Here is a 22,827-nt window from a genome sequence, read left to right as displayed (position 1 = left end):
CATTGACCACGCAAAAGGTGTCAGCCTGTCGCTCCGTTGTCGAGAATCGCGCGGACGGCATTCGCCATGACTTCGGCCATGACTGTCGGCACCGCGTTGCCAAGCTGCCGGGTGGCCGCCTTCCAACTTCCCACGACATTGAAGTCGTCTGGGAACCCTTGCAGGCGCGCCATCTCCCGCACGGTGAAATATCGAACATTCCCGCGACGGTTGACGACCATGTTCTCGCCGCCGGGGACACCGTGATCTCCGGCCTTCAGCGCCTTGGCGGGCTCATCCGGGCTGCTCCCGGTGTGATTTCGGTAGGCCTTCGCGCCGGGATGTTGCCAGTGACCCGCGATGAATTCCGATTTAGTCGGAAGCGGCAGATCGCCGATCGCGTCTCTCACCGTCACCCAGGGCTTTTCGGCCGGTGCCGAACCGCGATCGATCGCGCGCTTGAGCGCTTGCGCCTCGGCGGTGGATGAGGGTGCCAGAACACGGCGGACATCGTGACGCTTCCAGTAGCTCAGGTCGACGTGCTTCGCCCAGGCGAGCGCCTCCTGCGAATGGGTCGCCGAAGGGAACTCCCAGTCATCTCCATGATCCGCGCGAATACCTATGAAAATCGCGCGATGGCGCTTCTGGGCGGCGCCATAGTCGGCCGCGTTTACCGCCTTGGACAGAACCCGATAGGCTTTCGTCCGTCCGCCATCGGCCAGCCGGTGTAGCTGGAGCCGCGCGAGATGATCTTCCCAAAACTCATCCGGGCGCGGCGCCAACTGCGGATAGCTCAGCTGCAGCGTGATGTAGTCGAGATAAGGCGCGAACGCGGGCCGAAAGAGACCGCGCACGTTCTCCAGGACGAAGGCGCGAGGCGACAGCTCGCGAATGGCGCGGATCGCTTCCGGCCACATGTTGCGCGGATCACGGGCACCGAGGTGCTTGCCACCGATCGAGAAGGGCTGACAGGGAGGCCCACCCGATACCACGTCTACTTGGGACATGCGCGCGTAATCGATATCACGCACGTCGACATGATCGATCTTCCAGTGACGCACATGGTCGATCCCGCGACGCCGGTTATCCTCCAAGGTGTTGACCGCGTCGCGATCAAATTCGACAACCGCGTCGTGACCGAAGCCCGCGCGTGCCATCCCCAGCGCGAGTCCACCACAGCCGGCGAAGATCTCGAAGCTACGCATCTAGAAATGCCTTGAGTCGGCGCGAGACATCATCCGGGTCACGCAGTTCGCATTCCCAGACAATCAGTGACCGCCACCCGGCGGCGGCCAGTCGTTCCCGCACCTCGGCATCGCGCGCCACGTTCCGCGCGAATTTCGGGCCCCAAAACTCAAGCCGTGATTTCGGCTCGCGTCGACCGTTCGCGCAATTGTGCCGGTGCCAGAAGCAGCCGTGCATGAAAATCGCCAGCTTCTTGCCGACAAAGGCGATGTCAGGTTTGCCGACGATGGTCGCTTTCCCCTTGCGATATCGATGCCCCAGTTTCCAAACCAAGGACCGCAACATCAGCTCGGGCTTGGTGTTGGACGCCCGGACACGACTCATGCGCTCGCTCCGCTGCTCGGGCGAAAGCGTGTCCATCAGCTTGCCTTGCCCAATCGGGCGCGTTGCTTGGCAAGGTATTCGCGAATGGCCTCGCGCGCCAAATGCGCCAGGCTACGCTCGGTAATTTTCGCGAGCTGATCCAGCTCGGCGCGATCGGCCTCGTCGAGCGTGATCGTGAGGGGAACCGCCTTGTTCGTCGTCACCTTCCGAGCAACCATCACCGCCTCCCATCATGTTGATGAATCATGCGGCAAGATACGTCAACTTAATTCATTTATCTCGTGGTAATTGACATTGAGATCATGGCGTGATTTTATACGCGTAAATAAATGCATGATAATCATCGCGGCGCAGGTTTGCCGCGACGAGCTTCAAAAGGGGTGACGATGAACCCGATCACGGCTGAGAAGATTGCGCACATGGATGTGGGCAAGGCGGTCAAGGAATATAGTGATCATCTCCTCGGAATCGCCGAGGTGTTCAACGCGCACGCGACCGAACTTGGGCTCGGAGTCCGGCTCAACACCGAAAGCGCGATCGCCTCGATCCGGAGCAACATTGCCCGCGTGGCGCGCTTCACGGAACGGGCCGACGATTCCGGCGTCCTGCACGATTCCCAGTTAATGACCGCCCTGAACTGCGTCGGCGAGCTGCTCACCGCCCCACAGAACAACGGTCTGGTGCTGGGCGCGATGCAATCCGGCAAAACCACTACGTCACTGGCGCTGCAGTTTGCCGGCCCGATCGTCTATCTGCTAACCGGCCGATGCCACTATCCGATCTACCTGATCACCAGCCACACGAGTCAGGAGGATCAGACCAAGATCGAAATCAACCGCTTCCTCGACTATTACGGCGAACTGACGGTCGAGATCGACGACACCCACAAATGCACCCTGATCCAATATGTGAAGCAGGTCGGGATCGACCCGTTCTTTCAATATTCGCCGACCATCAACACCTATCGCGAGCACGTCTTGAAGAAGGCGTTGCCGGATACGATGATGGAGCCTCGACTTGATGACTTCATTCAGCGGCGCACCAACGGCGAGGCCATCGCGCGTGTCGCGGGCCTCTGCCGCCAAGCCAACAGCAAAGGGTTCGCCCCGCTCTTGATCATCGACGAGCCCCAGTTCGGGGCAAGCGATCGCTTCGTGCGGGTGGACGACGATTTCGAACGGCGCCCTTGCGTTCTCGTGAAGATTTTCAACGCCATCGACGACGCGCTCGGCCAGGACAAGGGTGATCGCGTCTTCATCGGCCTGTCGGCAACGCCGTACGAGTTGCATGACATCGAGGCGGTCTGGGAGGTGAAGCAGTACCTCACCTCCGCTTATTCCGGCTTCAACTATTTCGGCGGGCAGGTCATCGACGCCGACGCCGATGTCGAGCCGCCGCGCACGTTGAGCTTCGCCGATCTGGGCGACGAATTTGGCATCCCCTTTCTCGGCAAGGTTTCGCTGCAGGCCTATGATGCGGATCCGCATCAGTTCGATCGCTTCGCTCGCCAGATCGGCTTCACCGAGAATCACGAGCACTATCGGCGGGAAGTGGAGCGCGCGCTCAGTGCCGCGATCCTGAGGATGACCAGCGATGGCGATGCCGTCACGGGCGTTTGCCTGCGTCTCTTCAATAACAACACGCGCTCGCAGCGCCTGTTGAGCAAACTCGATCTGCCCGCCGACAGGATCGAGGTGATCGAATATTTCGGGGCCGAATATCGCGGAAAGAGCGTGAAGCGTGCCATCCGCGAGCGCAAGCACAAGAATCTCCCGTTTCTCGTCGCCGTGACCAATCGCGCGCGCATGGGCGACGCCTTCCCGAGCTCGGTGAAGTGGTTCCTCGAATTTTCGAAGAAGGCTGCTGATCTCAACGCGCTGCTACAGGGCCTGCTGGGCCGCGCTTGCGGCTACGGCAAGCAGTCCACCGTTGTGATGTCGACCGACAACGCCATGTTGGTCGAGGACTACAAGCGCGAGAAGGGCGGCTACATCTACAAGACCAGCCGTCACAGCCAAGTTGTCGGCACCTACCGACGTGGCGCGCCGACCACGCTAATCAAGGTGAAGCGCGACATGGCCGATCCGGTCATTCAGCGATTCTTCGAGCGGGTTGATCGCGAAGTGGTGGCACCGCATATCATTCAGGGTGAGACGACGTTGCGCGCGCGTCGCCGGTCGGGCGACCAGCCTTTCAGAACCGCGCCGCTTATTCGCATCGCCGAGGAGGAAGGTCTTTTTGATCACCTCGAGCAGGCGGATGTCCGTTCGCGTCTGTTCCCGACCTATCCGGATTTCCGCATCGCTCGCGCGGATGACGAGGTCGTCAACACCAAGGTGCCCAGCCGGAAGCTGAAATATACGATGACCGGTGAAGGCGATAATCGGTTCACGTTCCGGGAATGGGCCGGCGACGGCACCAACCATGGCGGCGTCCGCAGCCGTGGCTACGGCGCGCGCGACGCCACGGACCGGGAGCAAGCCGGAGACACGCTTGAACCCCAGGTCAACATGCGCAAGTTCGATCCAGTGACGGGGGTATTTATCGACGATAAGCGGCAGGATGGGGTCGTTTTGAATAAGCACGAGCGTCGGCCCGGCAATTGGCGCGCCGAGATGGTCACCTTACCGTTGGTGTCGCCCGTGCGCGAGTTGCAGGCGGGCGAGGCCACGTTCCCGGTGCAGCACAGCCCGTTCGCGGATCTCATGTCGAGGGACGAACGCGCGTTGGTGGGGGCATAGCCTTCACTTTCGGATGAAGGGCGATACCCCTGTCCGTAGCACGGCAGGCGACGGCCGCCGACGAGCTCTGATGCCGTGCGCCGGGATCGTCGAGTTTGCTGCCAAGCTCGCGCGGGCTGAGTCTCACCTATGTGGAAGCCACATGTTCGATCATGGACCCGGTCGAGCCCGCTCTACAAGCTGATCGAAGATTCGGCGGCGATCTCGCTCTGGGAATCTTTCGCTCTGTTGAAAGCGCGGAACAATCCCGTCGATAGGGTCACAAGAATGATCTGACCCAGGCGGAACAGGCTTCGTCAGCCGGTATAGGCCGACAACGCCGCCCACTTCGCGTCGTCCGCGATTTCAGCAACCAGGAAGTCGACCCAAACCTGCGAGTAGGTGTATGATTTGTAAGGGGCGTGGTAAGTGCAATAATCCTTCATGGTGGCAGCTGGATCGGCGGCGGATGTTAACGGCCTTGCCTTGTAGAGTTTCCATGCGCGCTGGTGCTTATCGCTCGTGAACCCACGCCCACTCGCTGCCGCAACACGCGCTACAACCTCGCCAGGTTTGAATGGCCAGATGTCGTCGGCCGACTTGTATTTGATTAGAACGTTTTGAATTTCCTTCCCCTCGGCTGACTCGGGCTGGACGAACTGAAAGTGCGCCTTGGCCTTCGAGGCGCTAGTCAAGGTGTAGACCACCTTGAATTGGTACTCGAGATCCTCCGCGTCACCTTCGCCGAGCTTTGCCGCTAGGCTGGCATCAAGGGCCGCGATGTGTTCGGGCAGATCATGTCCCTGCAGCGCGGCGATGTCCGACGACTTCAGCTTGGCGAACTGAAGCGAAAAGCCGAGATCGCGCCCGAGCGTCAGCTTCGGGCCGAACCAATCGGTCAGCGCCTTCTCGAAATTCAGGCAGGTCGACTGGAATATCGGCAGCCACTTCTGATCGAACATGCCGATCGTCCGATGCTCCTCCACATCGCGTATCTCCTTGAGCGCTTCGAGGTTTTGTTTGCATCCCTTCGATAGCGGGCAGTCATGCCGGGCGATCATCTGCGACAACAGGAGGCTGAAGCCGTCCGCGTTGACAATCGCCACCCCCTTTTGTTCGTAATATTCGTGGAGCAGATAGGTCCAAGCGACGTTCGCGAGCATCGAGAAAGCGCCGGCCTTGAACGCGATGCGCGGAGTGTTGAATAGCTCGACGGCCAGCAGCATGGCCTCGCGCGCGCGGACCAGCCGCTCGTTGTCGATCGGGCAAAGGCCGGTCACATGATCGAACAGCAGTTTCTTCTGCCGAAATGCTTCGACTTGTGGCTTGGTGGCGGGGGCGATCGCCGCGTCAGCCTTGATCGCTGATATCCGGCCGGAATTGATCGAGGCGGCGCGGCCGGTATTGATCAGCGCCTGGATGTCCTGACCGCGCCACCCGTCGTTAAGCAATGCTTTGATGACCGCCTTCTCGATCGGTGTCAGAGTCGCAGTCGATGATGCTTTCCCCATGATGACTTCATATCACGGCGACGCCGGAAGCGAAGTAGCTCAGCGGCTTCACGGATGACTCAAGAGGCCCGGGTCAACCCCCGCAGATCTCTCCTTCGAATCCTGCGCATTTGGAGCTTAAAGCAGACACTGATGTCGGCCTGCGGGCGAGAGGCTAGGAGCCAGCCCGCGAGCGAGAGTCTCGGATGCGGGCGAAGACTCCGGCGACCGAGATTCCGCAGAAAGGTATCTGGCGGCCCCAGACGGGCTCTGACGAAGAGCAGCGTGATCGCCGAATCTAGCGGCTGAGCCCGCGCAGACTGATTCTCGTGCGGGCGGAGGCCCGCATGACCCCGACCAAATTACTCATCGGACAGATCATTGTCGTGTTCGCCATCGTGCTGGCGGGCGTGTGGTTCGCAACCCAATGGGCTGCCGCCGAGCTTGCCTACCAGCCCGAACTTGGCCTGCCTTGGTTCGTCGCCTTCGGGCGTCCGATTTATTCCCCCTGGGCCTTGTTCGGCTGGTGGTTCTCGTTCGAGGCTTACGCACCGACGATTTTCGAAGAAGCGGGCGCGATCGCAGCGGCGAGCGGCCTGATCGGATGCGCCGCAGCGATCTTCGGGTCTTTGTGGCGCGCCCGGCAGCGGCGGAACGTCACCACCTACGGATCCGCCCGCTGGGCAACCGCCAAGGATATCCGCATGGCCGGGCTTCTCACGGAAGCTGGCGTTTTCCTTGGCCGGACCGGGCCGCGCTATCTTCGGCACGACGGTCCCGAACATATCATGGCGTTTGCCCCGACCCGGAGCGGCAAAGGCGTGGGCCTGGTTGTTCCAACTTTGCTGGGCTGGTCCGGGTCGGCCGTCATCCATGACATCAAGGGTGAGAACTGGCAGTTGACCGCCGGCTGGCGCCAGCGCTTCTCGCACTGTCTGCTGTTTAATCCGACCGACGCGCGGTCTGCGCGCTACAATCCCCTGCTCGAAGTTCGCCGCGGTATTGAAGAGGTCCGCGACGTTCAGAATATTGCGGACATTCTCGTCGATCCCGAAGGCGCGCTGGAGCGTCGCAACCATTGGGAAAAGACCAGTCACTCGCTGTTGGTCGGCGCCATCCTTCACATTCTCTACGCCGAGGAAGAGAAGACGCTCGCCCGCGTCGCGTCCTTCCTGTCCGATCCCCAGCGCCCGTTCACCGCCACGTTGCGGCGGATGATGACGACCAACCATCTCGGCACCGCCGAAGCGCCGGTCGTCCATCCGGTTGTCGCATCGGCCGCGCGCGAGGTGCTCAACAAGTCCGAGAACGAGCGGTCCGGCGTCCTGTCGACGGCGATGTCGTTCCTTGGCCTCTATCGCGACCCGACGGTCGCGACGGTCACGTCGCGCTGCGACTGGCGGATCGCCGATCTCGTCGAAGGCAAGTCGCCGGTCTCGCTCTACCTGGTGGTGCCGCCCTCGGACATCAGCCGGACCAAGCCGCTGATCCGTCTCGTGCTCAACCAGATAGGGCGCCGGCTGACGGAACACCTGCACGCCGAGCACGGCACTAACGCGGCCGCTCGGCACAAGCTGCTGATGATGCTCGACGAGTTCCCGGCGCTCGGCCGCCTCGACTTCTTCGAGACGAGCCTGGCGTTCCTCGCTGGTTATGGCGTGCGCGCCTTCCTGATCGCCCAGAGCCTCAACCAGATCGAGAAGGCTTACGGCGAGCACAACGCCATTCTCGACAACTGCCACGTTCGAGTGGCGTTCGCGACCAACGACGAGCGGACCGCGAAGCGCATTTCCGATGCCCTCGGGACCGCGACCGAGCAGCGCGCTATGCGCAACTATGCCGGACATCGTCTCGCTCCCTGGCTTGCCCATGTCATGGTCAGCCGCCAGGAGACCGCTCGCGCGCTGCTGACGCCGGGCGAGGTCATGCAACTGCCCGCGACCGATGAGTTGGTTCTCGTCGCCGGCACACCGCCGATCCGGGCAACAAAACTGCGCTATTTCGAGGACAGGGCGTTCAAGGCGCGCGTATTGCCGCCACCGGCTCTTGCTGCCGGCGATTATGTCGATCGACCGGCATCGCGGCCGGATGACTGGGCCGGCATCGTCCGCGGGACCGATGCGCGTCTCGGCGCCGCGAGCGATGAGGATGGGAACGACAACGGCGGCGGGCTCGAACAGGCCCGTCATCCCGGCCAGGAACTTGATCGTCCGTCGGCGCCCGATCCGACAACTGCCGACCCGCTCGGTCTTGGTGCGGATGACGATGATGTCGCAGCCGACCAGCGCGCCATGGATCAGGCGCGCGCACTGGGCACGGCACGCACCGTCTACGCGATCGACGCCGCTGATCATCGGCCCGGCGACCTGCAGCTGGACCTGTGATGATGGTCGAGAAAGTCCGTCACCAACTATTCCTCCCCAAGCCGGTTAGCGACCGTCTTGAAGCCCTGGCCGCGAAGCCGGGCGCATCCAAGTCGGCGATCCTGACCGACGCCGTCACCGCCTGGCTGAACCGGCGCGGCGCGTCAGAGCTCGAAGACAGGTTCGCCCTCCGGCTCGATCGCATGACGGCAGCGATCGGCCGGCTCGAGCGCGACGGTCATATCCAGATCGAGACGCTGGCGCTTTTCGTTCGGTACGAGCTGGCGATCCAGGCGCCGCTCGCCGAGAACGATCATGCGGGTCGCGCCCTCGCGGCCAAGCGGTTCGAGGCGTTCATCGCGCAGGTCGGCAGGCAAGTCGCTGCCGGACGGCGGACAATCGCCGACGGGTTCGCCGGCGCCGTGGAGTCCGGCCAGTGACCGCCGGCATTTCCGCGGAACGCCGCCGCGCGATGCTGCGCACGGCGATGGGGCCGGCAATCGCCGAAGCGCTTGCCGATCCCCGCGTCATCGAGATCATGGTCAACCCCGACGGGGCGCTGCGGCTCGATCGGCTCGGCGAAGGCCGCACTGATACCACTGTCCGCATGGATGGCGCGCAGGTCGAGCGGATCATTCGCCTCGTCGCGTCGCACGCGCGCGCCGAAGTCCATGGCGATGCGCCGATCGTGTCAGCTGAGCTGCCGCCCCATATCGATGGCCGCGCTGGCGAACGGTTCGAAGGGGTGTTGCCGCCCGTATCGACCGCGCCTTGCTTCTCGATCCGCAAGCCCGCCGAACGGCTTTACAGCCTCGACGACTATGTCGCCGACGGCATCATGGCGCAGGCCGCCGCCGATCGGCTGAAGGCCTGTGTCACCCAGCGTTACAATATCCTGGTCGCTGGCGGCACGAGCTCGGGCAAGACCACACTTGCCAACGCGCTACTCGCCGAGATGGCGTGGGTCGACGAGCGCGTCATCCTTATCGAGGACACGCGCGAACTGCAGAGCCCGGCAGCCGACACGGTCGCGCTGCGTACTCGGCCCGGCATTGTGACGATGGCGGACCTGGTCCGCTCGACGCTGCGGCTGCGTCCCGACCGCATCATCGTCGGCGAGGTTCGCGGCCCCGAAGCGCTCGATATGCTCAAGGCCTGGAATACCGGGCACCCGGGCGGCATCGCCACCGTCCACGCCAATAGCGCGATGTCGGCGCTCTATCGCATTGAAGGCCTGGTGCAGGAAGCGGTGGTCACCGTGCCGCGCCGGCTGATCGCCGAGGCCATCGACATCATCGTCTTCATCTCCGGCCGCGGCCTTCAGCGCCGGATCGCCAGCATTGCGCGCGTCGCCGGGCTCGACCCGGACACCGGAAGTTACGCGGTCGCCGACCTCCTCAACCCCGCCAACCCCCAAGGAGAATGATTGTGCAACTTGCCAAGATACCGTCCCGCAGCTCGACTTTCCTCGTCGGCGCCGCCATCGGCCTGACCCTCGCCGTCACCAATTCCGCTGAGGCGGCAGGGTCGGGAATGCCCTGGGAACAGCCGCTCCAGCAGGTGCTGGAATCGGTACAGGGGCCGGTCGCCAAGATCGTCGCCGTCATCGTCATCATCGTCACCGGCCTGACTCTGGCATTTGGCGAAAGCAGCGGTGGCTTCCGGCGGCTGATCCAGATCGTGTTCGGGCTGTCGATCGCGTTTGCGGCGTCGAGCTTCTTCCTCAGCTTCTTCAGCTTCGGCGGCGGAGCGCTGATCGCGTGATCGGTACCGGCCAGCATCTGGAAGGCTACGAGGCTCCCATCCACGGGAGCCTCGGATCGCCGATCCTGCTCGGCGGCGCACCGCGCGGGATCGCGATCGTCAACGGCACGATCGCGGCGGCGGTCGGGCTTGGCCTCCAGCAATGGATTGCCGGCCTGGTGCTCTGGGCGGTCGGGCACAGCATCGCCGTGTTCGCCGCGCGCCGCGACCCTGATTTCGCACCCGTGCTTATCCGCCACCTCCGCCAGAAGGGCTATTTCTCGTGCTGAATCTTGCCGAATACCGCCACCGTTCCGACCGACTCGCGGACCATCTTCCGTGGGCGGCGCTGATCGCGGCCGGCGTCATCCTCAACAAGGATGGCAGCTTCCAGCGCACTCTGCGGTTCCGCGGTCCCGATCTCGAGTCCGCCACGGAAGCCGAGCTGATCTCCGCCTGTGCGCGGGCCAACAATGTGCTCAAGCGCTTCGGCACCGGCTGGGCCTTGTTCTTCGAAGCGGAACGGCGCGAGGCGTCCGCTTATCTCGACAGCGCCTTTTCCGACGCGGCATCCTGGCTGGTCGATCAGGAACGGTCCGCCAACTTCATGGCCGAGGGCGAGCATTACGAGAGCCGCTACTATCTGACGCTGACGTGGCTCCCGACGCCGGACAGTGCCGAGGCGGCTGGGCGGTCGCTGGTCGAACGTCCGGACGCCGACAAAGGTCGCGACTGGCATGGCGCACTTTCCAGCTTCATCGCCGAGAGTGATCGCGCGCTCGACCTGCTTGCGAGCTTCATGCCCGAGGTGCGGGCGCTCGATGACGCGGAGACGTTGACGTTTCTGCACGGGACGATTTCGTCACGCCGGCATCGTGTCGCCGTCCCGGAGACACCAATCTATCTCGACGCGCTGCTCACCGACACACCGCTCACCGGCGGCCTCGAGCCAAGGCTCGGCGACGAGCACATCCGCACGCTGACCGTGCTTGGCTTTCCGAGCATGAGCCGTCCCGGCATTCTCGACGCACTCAACCATCAGGACTTCGCCTATCGCTGGGTGACGCGCTTCATCGCGCTCGACAAGAGCGATGCGACCAAGGCGCTGACCAAGCTGCGCCGTCAGTGGTTCAACAAGCGCAAGTCGATCACCGCGCTGCTGCGCGAGATCATGTACAACCAGCCCTCGCAGCTGCTCGACACCGACGCCGACAACAAGGTGGTCGATGCCGACCTCGCGCTGCAGGTTCTAGGCGGCGACCATGTCGCGTTTGGATATCTGACGACGACGATCACGGTAACCGACACCGATCGCTCGGGGGTGGAGGACAAGGTCCGCCAGGTCGAGCGGATCGTCAACGGGCTGGGGTTCACGACAATCCGCGAGGGCGTGAACGCCGTTGAGGCGTGGCTCTCGTCGCTGCCCGGTCAGACCTATGCCAACATCCGGCAGCCGCTCGTTCACACGCTGAACCTGGCCCATCTGATGCCGCTGTCATCGGTCTGGGCGGGACCGGCGCGCAACGTCCATCTCGACGGGCCTCCGCTGCTCCAAGCCAGCACCGCCGGTTCGACACCATTCCGCCTGTCGACCCATGTCGGCGACGTCGGTCACATGCTCGTGGTCGGGCCGACCGGCGCCGGCAAGTCCGTCCTGCTCGCCCTGATCGCGCTTCAATTCCGGCGCTACGCGGACTCGCAGGTCTACATATTCGACAAGGGATTCTCCGCACGCGCCGCGGTGCTGGCGATGGGCGGCGCGCATCACGCGCTCGGCTTGGGAGCCGACGCGGGAGAGACCCTGGCGTTCCAGCCACTTCGCCGGATCGATGATGCCACGGAGCGGAGCTGGGCGGCCGAATGGATTGCCGCACTGCTCGCTCACGAGAAGGTCGCCGTCACTCCCGAGGTCAAGGATGCGGTCTGGTCCGCGCTCGGCAGTCTGGCGTCCGCGCCGGCGGAAGAGCGCACGCTGACTGGCCTAACCTTGCTGCTCCAGTCGAATGCGCTTCGAACTGCGCTTGGCGCCTACACGCTCGATGGTCCCTACGGCCGGCTGCTCGACGCTGCCGAACAGCAATTCGCCTTTGCCGATGTCCAATGCTTCGAGACCGAGGCGCTGATGGGGCAAGCGGGCGTGGTCGCGCCGGTGCTGACCTATCTCTTCCACCGGCTCGAAGAGCGGTTCGATGGGCGACCGACACTGCTGATCCTCGACGAGGCGTGGATCTTCCTCGATAATCCGCTGTTCGCCGCGCGCATCCGCGAATGGCTGAAGGTGCTGCGCAAGAAGAATGTCGCGGTGTTGTTCGCCACCCAGAGCCTGGCCGACATCGCGTCGAGCAGCATCGCGCCGGCCATCATCGAGAGCTGCCCGCAGCGCATCCTGCTGCCCAACGACCGCGCGATCGAACCGCAGAGCCGCGAGGCTTATGAGCGGTTCGGCCTGAACGACCGGCAGATCGAGCTGGTCAGCCGCGCGAGCCCCAAGCGGCAATATTATCTGCAATCCGCGCGTGGCAACCGGCTCTTCGAGCTTGGCCTTGGGCCGGTCGCGCTGGCGCTGTGCGGCGCCTCCGATCCGGCCACCCAGACGCGGATCGACGCGATGATCGCCGACGGCGGTCAAGCGGATTTCGCCGCGCGGTTCCTGAGCGCCGCCGGCCTCGATTGGGCCGCCGACCTTCTCCCCGATTTCCCCGCCCCCCAAGCAAAGGAGTAATGTGATGCGCTTCCTCACCCGCAAATATCTGATCGCGAGCGCGCTCGGTCTGAGCGCCGCCGGCTCGCTCGCCATCGGCCTGAGCCTGACGACGACGCCGGCCCACGCGCAGCTGACGGTGTTCGATCCGAGCAATTACAGCCAGAACCTGCTGACCGCTGCGCGGACGCTGACGCAGATAAACAACCAGATCCAGTCGCTCCAGAATCAGGCGCAGAGCCTGATCAACCAGGCCAAGAACCTGACGCGGATCGACTTCCCCGAGCTGCAGGCGCTGACGCAGACGCTCCAGCAGATCGACCGACTGATGGGCCAGGCGCAGGGCATCAGGTTACAGGCTTCTGGACTCGACCAGCAGTTCCGCCAGCTCTTCCCGCAAAGCTTCGGACAAGCGCTTCGGCTGAACGACCAGGTGATCGCGGCGCGCGGCCGCCTCGATACGGCGATGACCGCATACCAGCACACCATGACGGTACAGGCGCAGGTCGCGGAAAACGTCCAGACCGATGCGCAGACGCTGGCATCGATCGTCGCCAAGAGCCAGGGCGCCGAAGGGGCGCTGCAGGCACAACAGGCGACCAATCAGCTGCTCGCGCTTTCCGCCAAGCAGCAATTCCAGATCCAGAACATGATGGCCGCGCAATATCGCGCCGAGACGATCGAACGCGCCCGAGAGGCGCAGGCACAGATCGACGCCCAGGCAGCGACCACCAAGTTCCTCGGTTCCGGCACAGCCTACACCCCCCAGTAGGCCTGGCCGGTCGGGGCGGCGGCGGCCCGCCTCCCGTCGCCGTCCGCCGCGGGGCGGGGCTTCGCTCCCCCGGTCTCGCCCCGCGGCATCTCTCCTCTCGCAGGACTTGTCCGACGTGAACGATCTTAATGTCATCGACCGCTTCATGCAGGCGTTCATCACTTACATCGACGCCGGCTTCGGGCTGCTGGGCGGTGATGTCCGCTTCCTCACCGTCACGCTGATCGGCATCGACATCACCCTGGCCGGGCTCTTCTGGGCGCTTGGCGGCGAGGACAACGTCATCGGTCGCTTCCTGAAGAAGATCCTCTACATCGGCGCGTTCGCATTCATCCTGAACAGCTTCTCGACGCTCGGCGACATCATCTTTCGCTCCTTCGCGCAGGCAGGTCTTACCGCGGGCGGTGGCACGTTGACCGCCGCCGATCTTCTCAAGCCCGGGCGACTTGCCGGCACCGGCTTCTCGGCCGCGTGGCCGCTGCTCCAGCAGGTGTCGCAGTTGATGGGGTTCACGACCTTCTTCGACAATTTCCTGACGATCGCCGTGCTGCTCTTCGCGTGGGCGATCGTGATCATCACCTTCTTCATCCTCGCGGTGCAGATGTTCGTGACGATCATCGAGTTCAAGCTGACCTCACTGGCCGGCTTCATCCTCGTGCCGTTCGCGCTCTGGAACCGGACCAGCTTCCTTGCCGAGCGCGTGCTCGGCAATGTCGTGTCGTCCGGCATCAAGGTGATGGTGCTCGCCGTTATCGTCGGCATCGGCTCGAACTTCTTCACCGAATTCACCAACGCATTGCAGGGCCAAGAGCCCGACATCGCACAGGCCATGAGCCTGACGCTCGCCAGCCTGACCATCTTCGGCCTCGGCATCTTCGGCCCCGGCATCGCGTCGGGCCTGGTCTCGGGCGCTCCGCAATTGGGCGCTGGTGCTGCGCTTGGCACAACTGTCGGCGCCGCCGGAATCACCATGCTCGCCGGCGGTGCGGCCGTTGGAGGCGCACGCACGCTCGGTGGCGCTGCACTCGGCGCGGTTCGTGCCGGCACTTCGATGGGATCGGCCGCCTCGACCGCCTATACCCTTGGCAAGGAAACAGCCGCAGCACCGACGATGAGCGCGGGAATGAGCGGTGTGGCGCGCGCAGCGGGCAATGCAGCGCGCGATCGCGTCTCCAATGCCTTCGGTCTCCGCGAGGCGGCGTCACGAGGTCGCGCGGCCGCGTGGAACGCGCTCAACCGCACGGCCGGCGACGGCGCGTCGCAGTCCGCCGCTGACGATGGCGCTCCCGGCTGGGCACGCGCGATGCGCAATCAACAGACGGCCCGTCACCACCGTCAGATCGCCCTTCACACCCTTCAGCAAGGCGATCGCGGCGGCGCCTCCGCCACCCCCGACATCAAGGAAAGGGACGACTGATGATCTTCAAGCGCGCCGTCCAGCGCTATGGACGAACCCCGGAGCCCGAGACGCCGTACCAGCGTGCAGGTCAAATCTGGGATGAACGCATCGGCTCCGCGCGAGTACAGGCACGAAACTGGCGGCTGATGGCGTTCGGTTGCTTGGTGCTAACCGGCGGCCTGTCCGCAGGTGTCGTCTGGCAGTCGATGCAAAGTCGGGTGACGCCCTATGTCGTCGAGGTCGATCGGCTCGGCGAGGCACGCGCGATCACCGAAGCGGAGGCTGGCTATCACCCGACCGATCCCCAGATCGCGTGGCACCTGTCGCACTTCATCGCACATGTTCGGGGCCGATCGCTCGATCCAGTCCTGACACGGCAGAACTGGCTCGAGGCCTATGACTTCACAACCAAGCGGGGCGCCCAGTTCCTCGGCGACTACGCGCGCGGCGCCGATCCCTTCGCCAATATCGGCGAGAAGACGGTTTCTGTGCAGGTCACCAGCGTGGTGCGCGCGTCCGATCGCTCGTTCCAGGTCAAATGGACCGAAACCGCCTATGAGCGCGGAGCCGAAGCGGGGATGTCCCATTGGACCGCGATCCTGACGGTCGCGATGAAGCCGCCGAGCGATGCCGACACGCTCCGTCGGAATCCGCTCGGTGTCTATGTCGACGCGGTCGACTGGAGCCGCGAGCTCGATCCGCCACAGCAGCCGCGCCCATCCGCGACGACGACCTCCAGGCCGCCGGTGCCCGCCGCCCTGCCGCTCGGATCGCCGCTCGATCCTAACCTCGCTGCGCCCGCGCAGCCTAGCACGGAGACCCGTCCATGAAGATGATCCTTGCCGCATCGGCGTTGGCCCTTTGCGTCACGTCCGCCGCCGCCCAGAATGCCGCGGCACCCCCACCGGCAGCGCCGGCGGCTGCCGACAAGCAATCGGCTTCGAAACCGTCCGTCCGTCATCCGCTGGTCAGAAAGCCCGTCAGCCCGGCAGTCGCGCGCGTAGCCGCTGCCAATCGCGCAGCAACGCAGGAGCCCACGGCACAAGCCTTTGTCAACGCGGTGCAGATCTATCCCTTCAGCGAGGGCGCGATCTACCAAGTCTATACCGCGCCCGGCGCCGTCACCGACATTGCCTTGCAACCGGGAGAAAATCTTGTGGCGGTCGCCGCAGGCGACACGGTCCGTTGGGTCATTGGCGACACGACGAGCGGGGCCGGTGCGGACAAGCGGACGCATATATTGGTGAAGCCGTTCGCCTCGGGGCTTGCGACGAACATCATCATCACAACCGATCGCCGCAGCTATCATCTTCAGCTCACCGCCACGTCGCGCACCGCCATGGCCGCGCTGTCCTGGACCTATCCCGCCGATCAGCTGATTGCGCTCAGACGTGCCGCCGAGCAGGCAGCCGCAGCGGCGCCGATCTCGGAAGGGCTCGCGGTCGACAATCTGCATTTCAATTACACGGTGAGCGGTGACCAGCCAGCATGGCGGCCACTGCGCGCCTTCGACGACGGCCGGCAGACCTTCATCGAGTTTCCCGCCAACCTTGCGGTCGGCGACGCACCGCCGCTCTTCATCGTCGGGCCGACCGGCGAAGCCGAGCTCGTCAATTATCGCGTCCGGGGCCGCTATTATGTCGTCGATCGGATATTCGATGCGGCTGAGCTCCGGCTCGGCACGAAGAAGCAGCAGATCGTTCGCATCACTCGTGTCGCCGAAGGTCGTCAGGCCCGAAAGGGCAAGCGCTCATGACCGAGGCCGGTATCGCGCCCGCCCCGAAAGTGGATCCGGAGACGCTGGCGATCCGGGCAAGACCGGCGCGCGCCATCCGCTTTCGCCGGGGCGTCATCGTCGCCATTGCCGCGCTGGGTTCGATCAGCCTGATGGCGGTCGCCTGGGTCGCCCTCAAACCGCGCGTGTTCGGCTCGATAGCCGAGCGGCAGGAACTGTCCGAGCCGAGCAATCGGCCCTCGACGGACTCGCTGAACGGTTTGCCGTCGACCTACGGCGATGTTCCCAAACTCGGCCCGCCGCTACCGGGGGACCTCGGTCGGCCAATTCTCGAGCACCAGCGTCAGATGGCTGCGGAGACCGGTTCGAGCGTGGATGCCGCCAGCCAGGCGGCGGCGCAGGAACGCGAACGCCGGCTTGCGGAACTGAAGGCCGCGCGAGAGTCCGGTGTCCTGGTCCAGGGGCGCACGACATCGGAGCCCACAACGGCAACCGAGGCCACGGCGATCTCAGCCCCGGCATCGACAGGAGCGGCCAGCCCGGCACTCGATCCGGATCGTGATCCGAACGCGCAGGGGCGAAAGGCCCAATTCGTTGGCACGCTCGATCAAAGTGGCGACGTCAATCCGCACACGCTTGCCGCAGCACCTTCGCCGTACCTGCTCTCCGCGGGGAGTGTGATCTCGGCGAGCCTGATCACGGGGCTTCGGTCCGACTTGCCCGGCCTTGTGACGGCGCAGGTAACCAGCCCAGTGTTCGACAGTCCAACCGGGCGTATCCTCCTGATCCCCCAAGGCTCGCGGCTGATCGGCAGCTACGATAGCGTTGTTGCCTTTGGTCAGAAGCGCGCGCTGGTCATCTGGCAGCGGATCATGTTGCCCGATGGCAGCTCGCTGCGGATCGACAATGTGCCTGCGACGGATGCATCGGGCTACGCCGGCCTTCAGGACAAGGTCGATTTCCACACCTGGGCGCTGCTCAAGGGCGTCGCGCTTGCAACATTACTCGGCGCCGGATCGGAGATGACCATCACCGGCGAGAGCGATCTGGTCCAGGCCATCCGGGAGTCGACGCAGCAAAATGTGTCGCGGGCGGGCGATCAGCTGACCTCGCGAACCCTCAATATCCAGCCGACGATCACGATCCGACCAGGCGCAACCATCAGGCTTGTCGTTCACAAGGATCTCATCCTTGCTCCGTGGCGCGAATAGGAGTCATCCGATGCCCGAATTGAAGCTGGCGAAGCTCCCAGATCGGACGCCGATCAAACTCGCTATCGCAGTCACGCCTGACCTTCACCAGATGCTACAACAATATGCCGCCCTTTATGCCGAGGCTTACGGCCGGGAGGAGGCTATTACCGACCTTGTGCCCGCGATGCTGACGGCATTCCTCGAAGGTGATCGAGGGTTTTTGAAGGCACGCAAGTCTGCCGAAGATTAGGGCTCGATGACGGAGGAGGATCACCTCTGGACGCCGAGGGAGTTAGCAAAGTTCCTGGGCTATTCCGAAAGCACCATCTGTCGGATGGTATCGCAATGCCCCGAAAAGCTACCGCCGCGCGTCGCGGTGCTGGCGCGACCTAGGTGGCTACCCGAGGTCGCTCGGGAGTGGGCAAGGGTCAGCAGCGATTTGCCGATAGGTCGCGGGGGGCGCCCACGCATAATCCGGTAAGTTATCAGGCCCGGATCAGCCCTTTCATTCATCTCGATTTTGGAACGCTTCACAGCATGTTCGGGGAATGGCAGTGTGCCAAACTGTGCCAAACCCCCGAAATTATCCTTTGTTTTCAAAGGATATTGGTGCGGTCGAGAAGACTCGAACTTCCACGGCCTTTCGGCCACAACGACCTCAACGTTGCGCGTCTACCAATTCCGCCACGACCGCACATTTTCCGGGAACCGGCGGGGCCGGTGCCTTGGTAGGAGGCGGCCCTTAGCAAAGGCTTTGGCCCCATGCAACAACCGATCGTGATGCGCGTTTCCTTTTCCGTGCGAGGGGGAAAGACCGAAGAAGGAGCAGGCCGGCATGTCCGCCCGATTCCGGTTGTTCAGCATGGCAAGCGCCGGGGCGGCCCTCGTGGGCGGGCTGGGCTTGGGCCTTTACGCCACGACCACGCCGCGTGTGGCGATGAGCGACTATGAAGATAGCGTGCCGGCCAGCGGGAGCGAAGAGGCGCCGGTGGACATGGCCAGCCTGACCGGCCCGACAAAAATAAATTGCAAGGGCTGCGGCCCCACCTTGGTGCAGCGGCAGATGGCCGCGATGATGGGGGGCTGGGACGGTTATGACGATCCGGTGGTACGGGATTACGCGGCACGGGATCATCCGCCGCCGGAGGATCTGCTGGCGCAAAGCGATCCATCGCCCCCGCCGGTTCAGCTTCCGGCCAATGTCGAGCGCTTTGCCGCGGGCGAAGTGAGTTCGCCGCAATCAGCGCAGGGCCAGAGCAGCCTAGCCGACGCAGGTGGCGCGGCATCAAGCTACCCCTAGAGCGGGATGACGTTAGATGGATTCAAGTTGCCTCCGTTCGTTTCGAGCGAAGTCGAGAAACAGCAAGAACTGCGCTTCCGTTTCTCGACTTCGCTCGAAACGAACGGATCAAGGTAAAGTCATCCTACTCTAAGCACAGCGTGCTCCTGCGCAGGCAGGAGCCCAGTTGATACGGCGGAACTGGGCTCCTGCCTGCGCAGGAGCACCAATCCCCGTCAATCCCTTACTCCGCTGCCACGACCTCTGCCTGAGCGTCGCTTAGCGGGTGCGTCAGGCGGTGCACCATTTCCTTGGGACAGACCTGCCAGAAATAGCGGCGCCAGCGATCCCAATCGTCAAGGATGGTGTTCGACCATTTGCTGTCGGTCGCCACCGCATGCTCGGCGATGAGCGCTTTGAGCTGCGCTTCCCAATGGGCGCTGTCCAGCCGCTGCCACACGATGCTTTCCGGGTTGGCACGCTGCGCGAAGCTGCCGTCCTCGTCGAGGATGAAGGCCATGCCGCCGGTCATGCCCGCGCCGAAATTGGCGCCCGTCTTGCCCAGAATGACGGCCGTGCCGCCGGTCATATATTCGCAGCCATTGGCGCCGCAGCCTTCGACCACCACCTGCGCGCCCGAGTTGCGGACGGCGAAGCGTTCACCCGCCTGGCCCGCGGCGAACAGCTTGCCCGCCGTCGCGCCGTAGAGGACGGTGTTGCCGATGATGGTGTTGTCCTTGCTCGACAGCGGGCTTGACACGGTCGTGCGCACGACGATGGTGCCGCCCGACAGGCCCTTGCCGACATAGTCGTTGGCGTCGCCGAAGACTTCCAGCGTGATGCCCTTGCACAGGAAGGCGCCCAGCGACTGGCCGGCTGACCCACGCAGACGCACGGTCAGATGGCCGTCCGCCAGCGTCGACATGCCGAACCGCTCGGTAACGGCGGCCGATAGGCGCGTGCCGACGGCGCGATGCGTGTTGCGGACCGTGTAGGTCAGCTGCATCTTCTCACCCCGTTCGAAGACGGCCTTGGCATCGCGCATCATCTGCGCGTCCAGGCTGTCGGGCACCTCGTTGCGCCACTGCGTCAGGCTGAAGCGGCGCTGATCGTCGGGCGCGTCCACCTTGGCGAGGATCGGGTTCAGGTCGAGGTCGTCGAGATGCTCGGCGCCGCGATTGACCTGCTTGAGCAATTCCGTCCGCCCGATCACCTCGTCCAGGCTGCGATAGCCCAGGCGCGCGAGGATCTCGCGCACTTCCTCTGCGATGAAGGTCATCAGGTTGATGACCTTCTCCGGCGTGCCGGTGAACTTCTGGCGCAGCTTTTCATCCTGCACGCATACGCCCACGGGGCAGGTGTTGCTGTGGCACTGGCGCACCATGATGCAGCCCATCGCCACAAGGCTCAGCGTGCCGATGCCGAACTCCTCGGCGCCCAGGATCGCCGCGATCACGATGTCGCGGCCGGTCTTGAGGCCGCCGTCGGTGCGCAGCTTCACCCGGTGACGCAGGCCGTTGAGCGTCAGCACCTGGTTCGCTTCGGAAAGCCCCATTTCCCAGGGCGTGCCGGCATATTTGATCGAGGTCTGTGGGCTGGCGCCGGTGCCGCCGACATGGCCCGCGACCAGGATGACGTCGGCATGCGCCTTCGCGACGCCCGCCGCGACCGTGCCGATGCCCGCCTGGCTGACCAGCTTCACGCAGACGCGCGCGCGCGGGTTGATCTGCTTGCAGTCATAGATGAGCTGCGCGAGATCCTCGATCGAATAGATGTCATGATGCGGCGGCGGTGAGATCAGCGTCACGCCGGGCGTCGAATGGCGCAGCTTGGCGATGAACTCCGTCACCTTGAAACCGGGCAGCTGGCCGCCTTCGCCGGGCTTGGCGCCCTGCGCGACCTTGATCTCGATTTCTTCGGCACTGCCCAGATATTGCGCATGGACGCCGAAGCGGCCCGAAGCGATCTGCTTGATCACCGAGTTCGCATTGTCGCCATTCTCATAGGGCTTGAAGCGGTTTTCGTCCTCGCCGCCTTCGCCCGACACCGCCTTCGCACCGATGCGGTTCATCGCGATCGCCAGCGTCTCATGCGCCTCCGGAGAGAGCGCGCCCAGCGACATGCCCGGCGTCACGAAACGCTTGCGGATCTCGGTGGTCGCCTCGACCTCGTCGATCGGCACCGCCTCGCGGGCGAAGTTGAACTCCAGCAGGTCGCGCAGATAGACCGGCGGCAGGTCGCGCACGCCGCGCGAGAATTGCAGATAGGTCGAATAGCTGTCGGTCGCGACCGAACTTTGCAGCAGGTGCATCAGCTGCGCCGAATAGGCATGGCTCTCGCCGCCGTTGCGCTGGCGGTAGAAACCCCCGACCGGCAGGCGCACGGCTGCGGCGTCATAGGCAGCGTCATGACGCAGCTTGGCGTTATGGTGCAGCGACGCATAGCCCTCACCCGAAATCTTCGCCGGCATTCCGGGGAAGAGATCGTTGACGAGCGCGCGGGACAGACCCACCGCTTCGAAATTATAGCCGCCGCGATAGCTGCTGATGACCGCGATGCCCATCTTGGACATGATCTTCAGCAGGCCTTCATTGATGGCGATGCGGAAGCGTTCGACGCACTGGTCGAAGCTCAGGTCGCCGAACAGGCCGCGGGCATGGCGGTCGGCGATGCTCGCTTCGGCCAGATAGGCGTTGACCGTAGTCGCGCCTACGCCGACCAGCACCGCGAAATAATGGGTGTCGAGCGCCTCGGCGCAGCGCACGTTGATCGACGCGTAGCTGCGCAGCCCCTTGCGGACGAGATGCGTGTGCACCGCCGCCGCCGCCAGCACGCCGGCAATGGCGACACGGTCCGCACTCACATGCTCGTCGGTCAGGAAGATCTCGGTGCGGCCTTCGCGCACGGCCTGTTCGGCTTCCTCGCGGATGCGAGCGATGGCGGCGCGCAGCTGCTCCTGCCCGCCTTCGGCCGGGAAGGTGCAGTCGATTTCGGCGACCGCCGGACCGAAATGGGCCTTCAATCGCGCCCATTCGGCCGAGGTCAGCACCGGCGAATCCAGCACCAGCACATGGCTGTTCTGCGCGTCCTGCTCCAGGATATTGTGCAGGTTGGAGAAGCGGGTCTTGAGGCTCATCACATGCCGTTCGCGCAAGCTGTCGATCGGCGGGTTGGTGACCTGGCTGAAATTCTGACGGAAGAATTGCGCGACGTGGCGCGGCTTGTCGGAGATGACCGCGAGCGGCGTATCGTCGCCCATCGATCCGATCGCTTCCTTCGCATCCTCGACCATCGGCGACAGGATCAGCTCCATATCCTCCATCGTCAGGCCGGCGGCAACCTGACGGCGGAGCAATTCGGCGCGGTCCCACCCAGGCAGCGTCGCCTTGCCGCCCTTGGGCAGGTCGGCCATCGTGCGGAAGCCCTTGACGCGCGAGGGATAATCCTGCGCGTCGGCGATCCTGTCCTTGATCGCGCGGTCTTCGTACAGCGTGCCGTCGTCGAGATCGACCGCGATCATCTGGCCGGGTCCAAGGCGGCCCTTCTTGCGCACGCTCGCCTCGGGAAGCAGCACCATGCCGCTTTCGGAGCCGACGACGAGCAGATTGTCGGCGGTAAGCGTGTAGCGCAGCGGGCGGAGCGCGTTGCGGTCCATGCCCGCGACCGCCCAGCGGCCGTCGGTCATCGCGAGCGCGGCCGGGCCGTCCCACGGCTCCATCACGCTGGCGAGGTACGAATACATCGCGCGGTGGTTGTCAGGGACGTCGCATTCGGTCGTCCACGCCTCGGGGACGAGGATCAGCTTCGCGGTCGGCGCGTCGCGGCCGGCGCGGCACAGCGCCTCGAACACCGCGTCGAGCGCGGCGGTGTCCGATGCGCCCGCG

The 22,827-nt window shown here is 64.3% G+C and carries 19 protein-coding genes and 1 tRNA gene; 14 read left to right on the top strand and 6 right to left on the bottom strand.

Annotation, left to right across the window (positions count from 1 at the left end; all coding sequences use genetic code 11):
• Window positions 1–20 precede the first annotated feature (20 nt).
• The 3 genes from VJ811_RS02785 to VJ811_RS02775 are packed head-to-tail and all read right to left on the bottom strand — an operon-like array spanning window position 21 to window position 1,751.
• Entirely contained in the window at window positions 21–1,184 is a 1,164-nt protein-coding gene (locus VJ811_RS02785; RefSeq protein ID WP_324070751.1) for a DNA cytosine methyltransferase, read from the bottom strand.
• Entirely contained in the window at window positions 1,177–1,584 is a 408-nt protein-coding gene (locus VJ811_RS02780; RefSeq protein WP_324070750.1) for a very short patch repair endonuclease, read from the bottom strand. Before VJ811_RS02780 ends, VJ811_RS02785 begins: the two co-directional genes overlap by 8 nt.
• Entirely contained in the window at window positions 1,584–1,751 is a 168-nt protein-coding gene (locus tag VJ811_RS02775; protein ID WP_324070749.1) for a ribbon-helix-helix protein, CopG family, read from the bottom strand. The genes VJ811_RS02780 and VJ811_RS02775 overlap by 1 nt, the downstream gene beginning before the upstream one ends.
• Window positions 1,752–1,877: 126 nt before the next feature.
• On the opposite strand from VJ811_RS02775, the gene VJ811_RS02770 reads away from it, so the two are divergent.
• Complete coding sequence (locus tag VJ811_RS02770) at window positions 1,878–4,289, top strand: hypothetical protein (protein ID WP_324070748.1); 2,412 nt, start codon at window positions 1,878–1,880, stop codon at window positions 4,287–4,289.
• A 296-nt stretch (window positions 4,290–4,585) separates the two neighbouring features.
• Here the strand turns inward: VJ811_RS02770 and VJ811_RS02765 are convergent, their stop codons facing one another.
• Window positions 4,586–5,779 (bottom strand): DUF3644 domain-containing protein, encoded by a 1,194-nt coding sequence (locus VJ811_RS02765; RefSeq protein WP_324070747.1) that lies wholly within the window; start codon window positions 5,777–5,779, stop codon window positions 4,586–4,588.
• Between the two features lie 326 nt (window positions 5,780–6,105).
• Between VJ811_RS02765 and VJ811_RS02760 the strand changes: the two genes are divergently transcribed.
• From VJ811_RS02760 to VJ811_RS02705, 12 genes are all read left to right on the top strand, one after another.
• A complete protein-coding gene (locus VJ811_RS02760; protein WP_324070746.1) occupies window positions 6,106–8,142 on the top strand; it encodes a conjugal transfer protein TraG in 2,037 nt (678 codons plus the stop codon).
• Window positions 8,143–8,144: 2 nt separating this feature from the next.
• On the top strand, window positions 8,145–8,561 hold the full coding sequence (locus tag VJ811_RS02755) for a CopG family transcriptional regulator (RefSeq protein WP_324070762.1): 417 nt from the start codon (window positions 8,145–8,147) through the stop codon (window positions 8,559–8,561).
• The gene (trbB, locus tag VJ811_RS02750; RefSeq protein ID WP_324070745.1) at window positions 8,558–9,547 is read left to right on the top strand and encodes a P-type conjugative transfer ATPase TrbB; all 990 of its coding nucleotides are present in this window, start codon (window positions 8,558–8,560) and stop codon (window positions 9,545–9,547) included. The genes VJ811_RS02755 and trbB overlap by 4 nt, the downstream gene beginning before the upstream one ends.
• 2 nt (window positions 9,548–9,549) lie before the next feature.
• A complete protein-coding gene (locus VJ811_RS02745; protein ID WP_414711905.1) occupies window positions 9,550–9,885 on the top strand; it encodes a TrbC/VirB2 family protein in 336 nt (111 codons plus the stop codon).
• Window positions 9,882–10,154 (top strand): VirB3 family type IV secretion system protein, encoded by a 273-nt coding sequence (locus tag VJ811_RS02740; RefSeq protein WP_324070743.1) that lies wholly within the window; start codon window positions 9,882–9,884, stop codon window positions 10,152–10,154. Before VJ811_RS02745 ends, VJ811_RS02740 begins: the two co-directional genes overlap by 4 nt.
• Window positions 10,148–12,586, top strand: coding sequence for a conjugal transfer protein TrbE (gene trbE, locus VJ811_RS02735; RefSeq protein WP_324070742.1), 2,439 nt, complete (start codon window positions 10,148–10,150; stop codon window positions 12,584–12,586). The genes VJ811_RS02740 and trbE overlap by 7 nt, the downstream gene beginning before the upstream one ends.
• A gap of 4 nt (window positions 12,587–12,590) precedes the next feature.
• A complete protein-coding gene (gene trbJ, locus VJ811_RS02730) occupies window positions 12,591–13,337 on the top strand; it encodes a P-type conjugative transfer protein TrbJ (protein WP_324070741.1) in 747 nt (248 codons plus the stop codon).
• Between the two features lie 115 nt (window positions 13,338–13,452).
• Window positions 13,453–14,754 carry a P-type conjugative transfer protein TrbL gene (gene trbL, locus VJ811_RS02725; protein WP_324070740.1) on the top strand — a complete coding sequence of 434 codons (1,302 nt, stop codon included), beginning with the start codon at window positions 13,453–13,455 and terminating at the stop codon, window positions 14,752–14,754.
• A complete protein-coding gene (gene trbF / locus VJ811_RS02720) occupies window positions 14,754–15,566 on the top strand; it encodes a conjugal transfer protein TrbF (protein WP_324070739.1) in 813 nt (270 codons plus the stop codon). Before trbL ends, trbF begins: the two co-directional genes overlap by 1 nt.
• Window positions 15,563–16,492: a P-type conjugative transfer protein TrbG gene (gene trbG / locus VJ811_RS02715; RefSeq protein WP_324070737.1), complete on the top strand. Its 930-nt coding sequence runs from the start codon at window positions 15,563–15,565 to the stop codon at window positions 16,490–16,492. Before trbF ends, trbG begins: the two co-directional genes overlap by 4 nt.
• The gene (locus tag VJ811_RS02710) at window positions 16,489–17,682 is read left to right on the top strand and encodes a TrbI/VirB10 family protein (RefSeq protein WP_324070735.1); all 1,194 of its coding nucleotides are present in this window, start codon (window positions 16,489–16,491) and stop codon (window positions 17,680–17,682) included. The genes trbG and VJ811_RS02710 overlap by 4 nt, the downstream gene beginning before the upstream one ends.
• Window positions 17,683–17,692: 10 nt before the next feature.
• Complete coding sequence (locus VJ811_RS02705) at window positions 17,693–17,914, top strand: DUF2274 domain-containing protein (protein WP_324070734.1); 222 nt, start codon at window positions 17,693–17,695, stop codon at window positions 17,912–17,914.
• A gap of 357 nt (window positions 17,915–18,271) precedes the next feature.
• Here the strand turns inward: VJ811_RS02705 and VJ811_RS02700 are convergent.
• Window positions 18,272–18,358 (bottom strand) — tRNA-Leu (locus VJ811_RS02700).
• 141 nt (window positions 18,359–18,499) lie between these two features.
• Between VJ811_RS02700 and VJ811_RS02695 the strand changes: the two genes are divergently transcribed.
• On the top strand, window positions 18,500–18,964 hold the full coding sequence (locus tag VJ811_RS02695; RefSeq protein ID WP_324070733.1) for a hypothetical protein: 465 nt from the start codon (window positions 18,500–18,502) through the stop codon (window positions 18,962–18,964).
• Window positions 18,965–19,187: 223 nt separating this feature from the next.
• Here the strand turns inward: VJ811_RS02695 and gltB are convergent.
• A partial coding sequence (gene gltB / locus VJ811_RS02690; RefSeq protein WP_324070732.1) for a glutamate synthase large subunit occupies window positions 19,188–22,827 on the bottom strand: 3,640 nt, incomplete at its 5' end.

The sequence above is a fragment of the Sphingopyxis sp. genome (assembly GCF_035250425.1).
Classification (GTDB): domain Bacteria; phylum Pseudomonadota; class Alphaproteobacteria; order Sphingomonadales; family Sphingomonadaceae; genus Sphingopyxis.
This window is presented reverse-complemented; position numbering and strand designations above follow the sequence as displayed.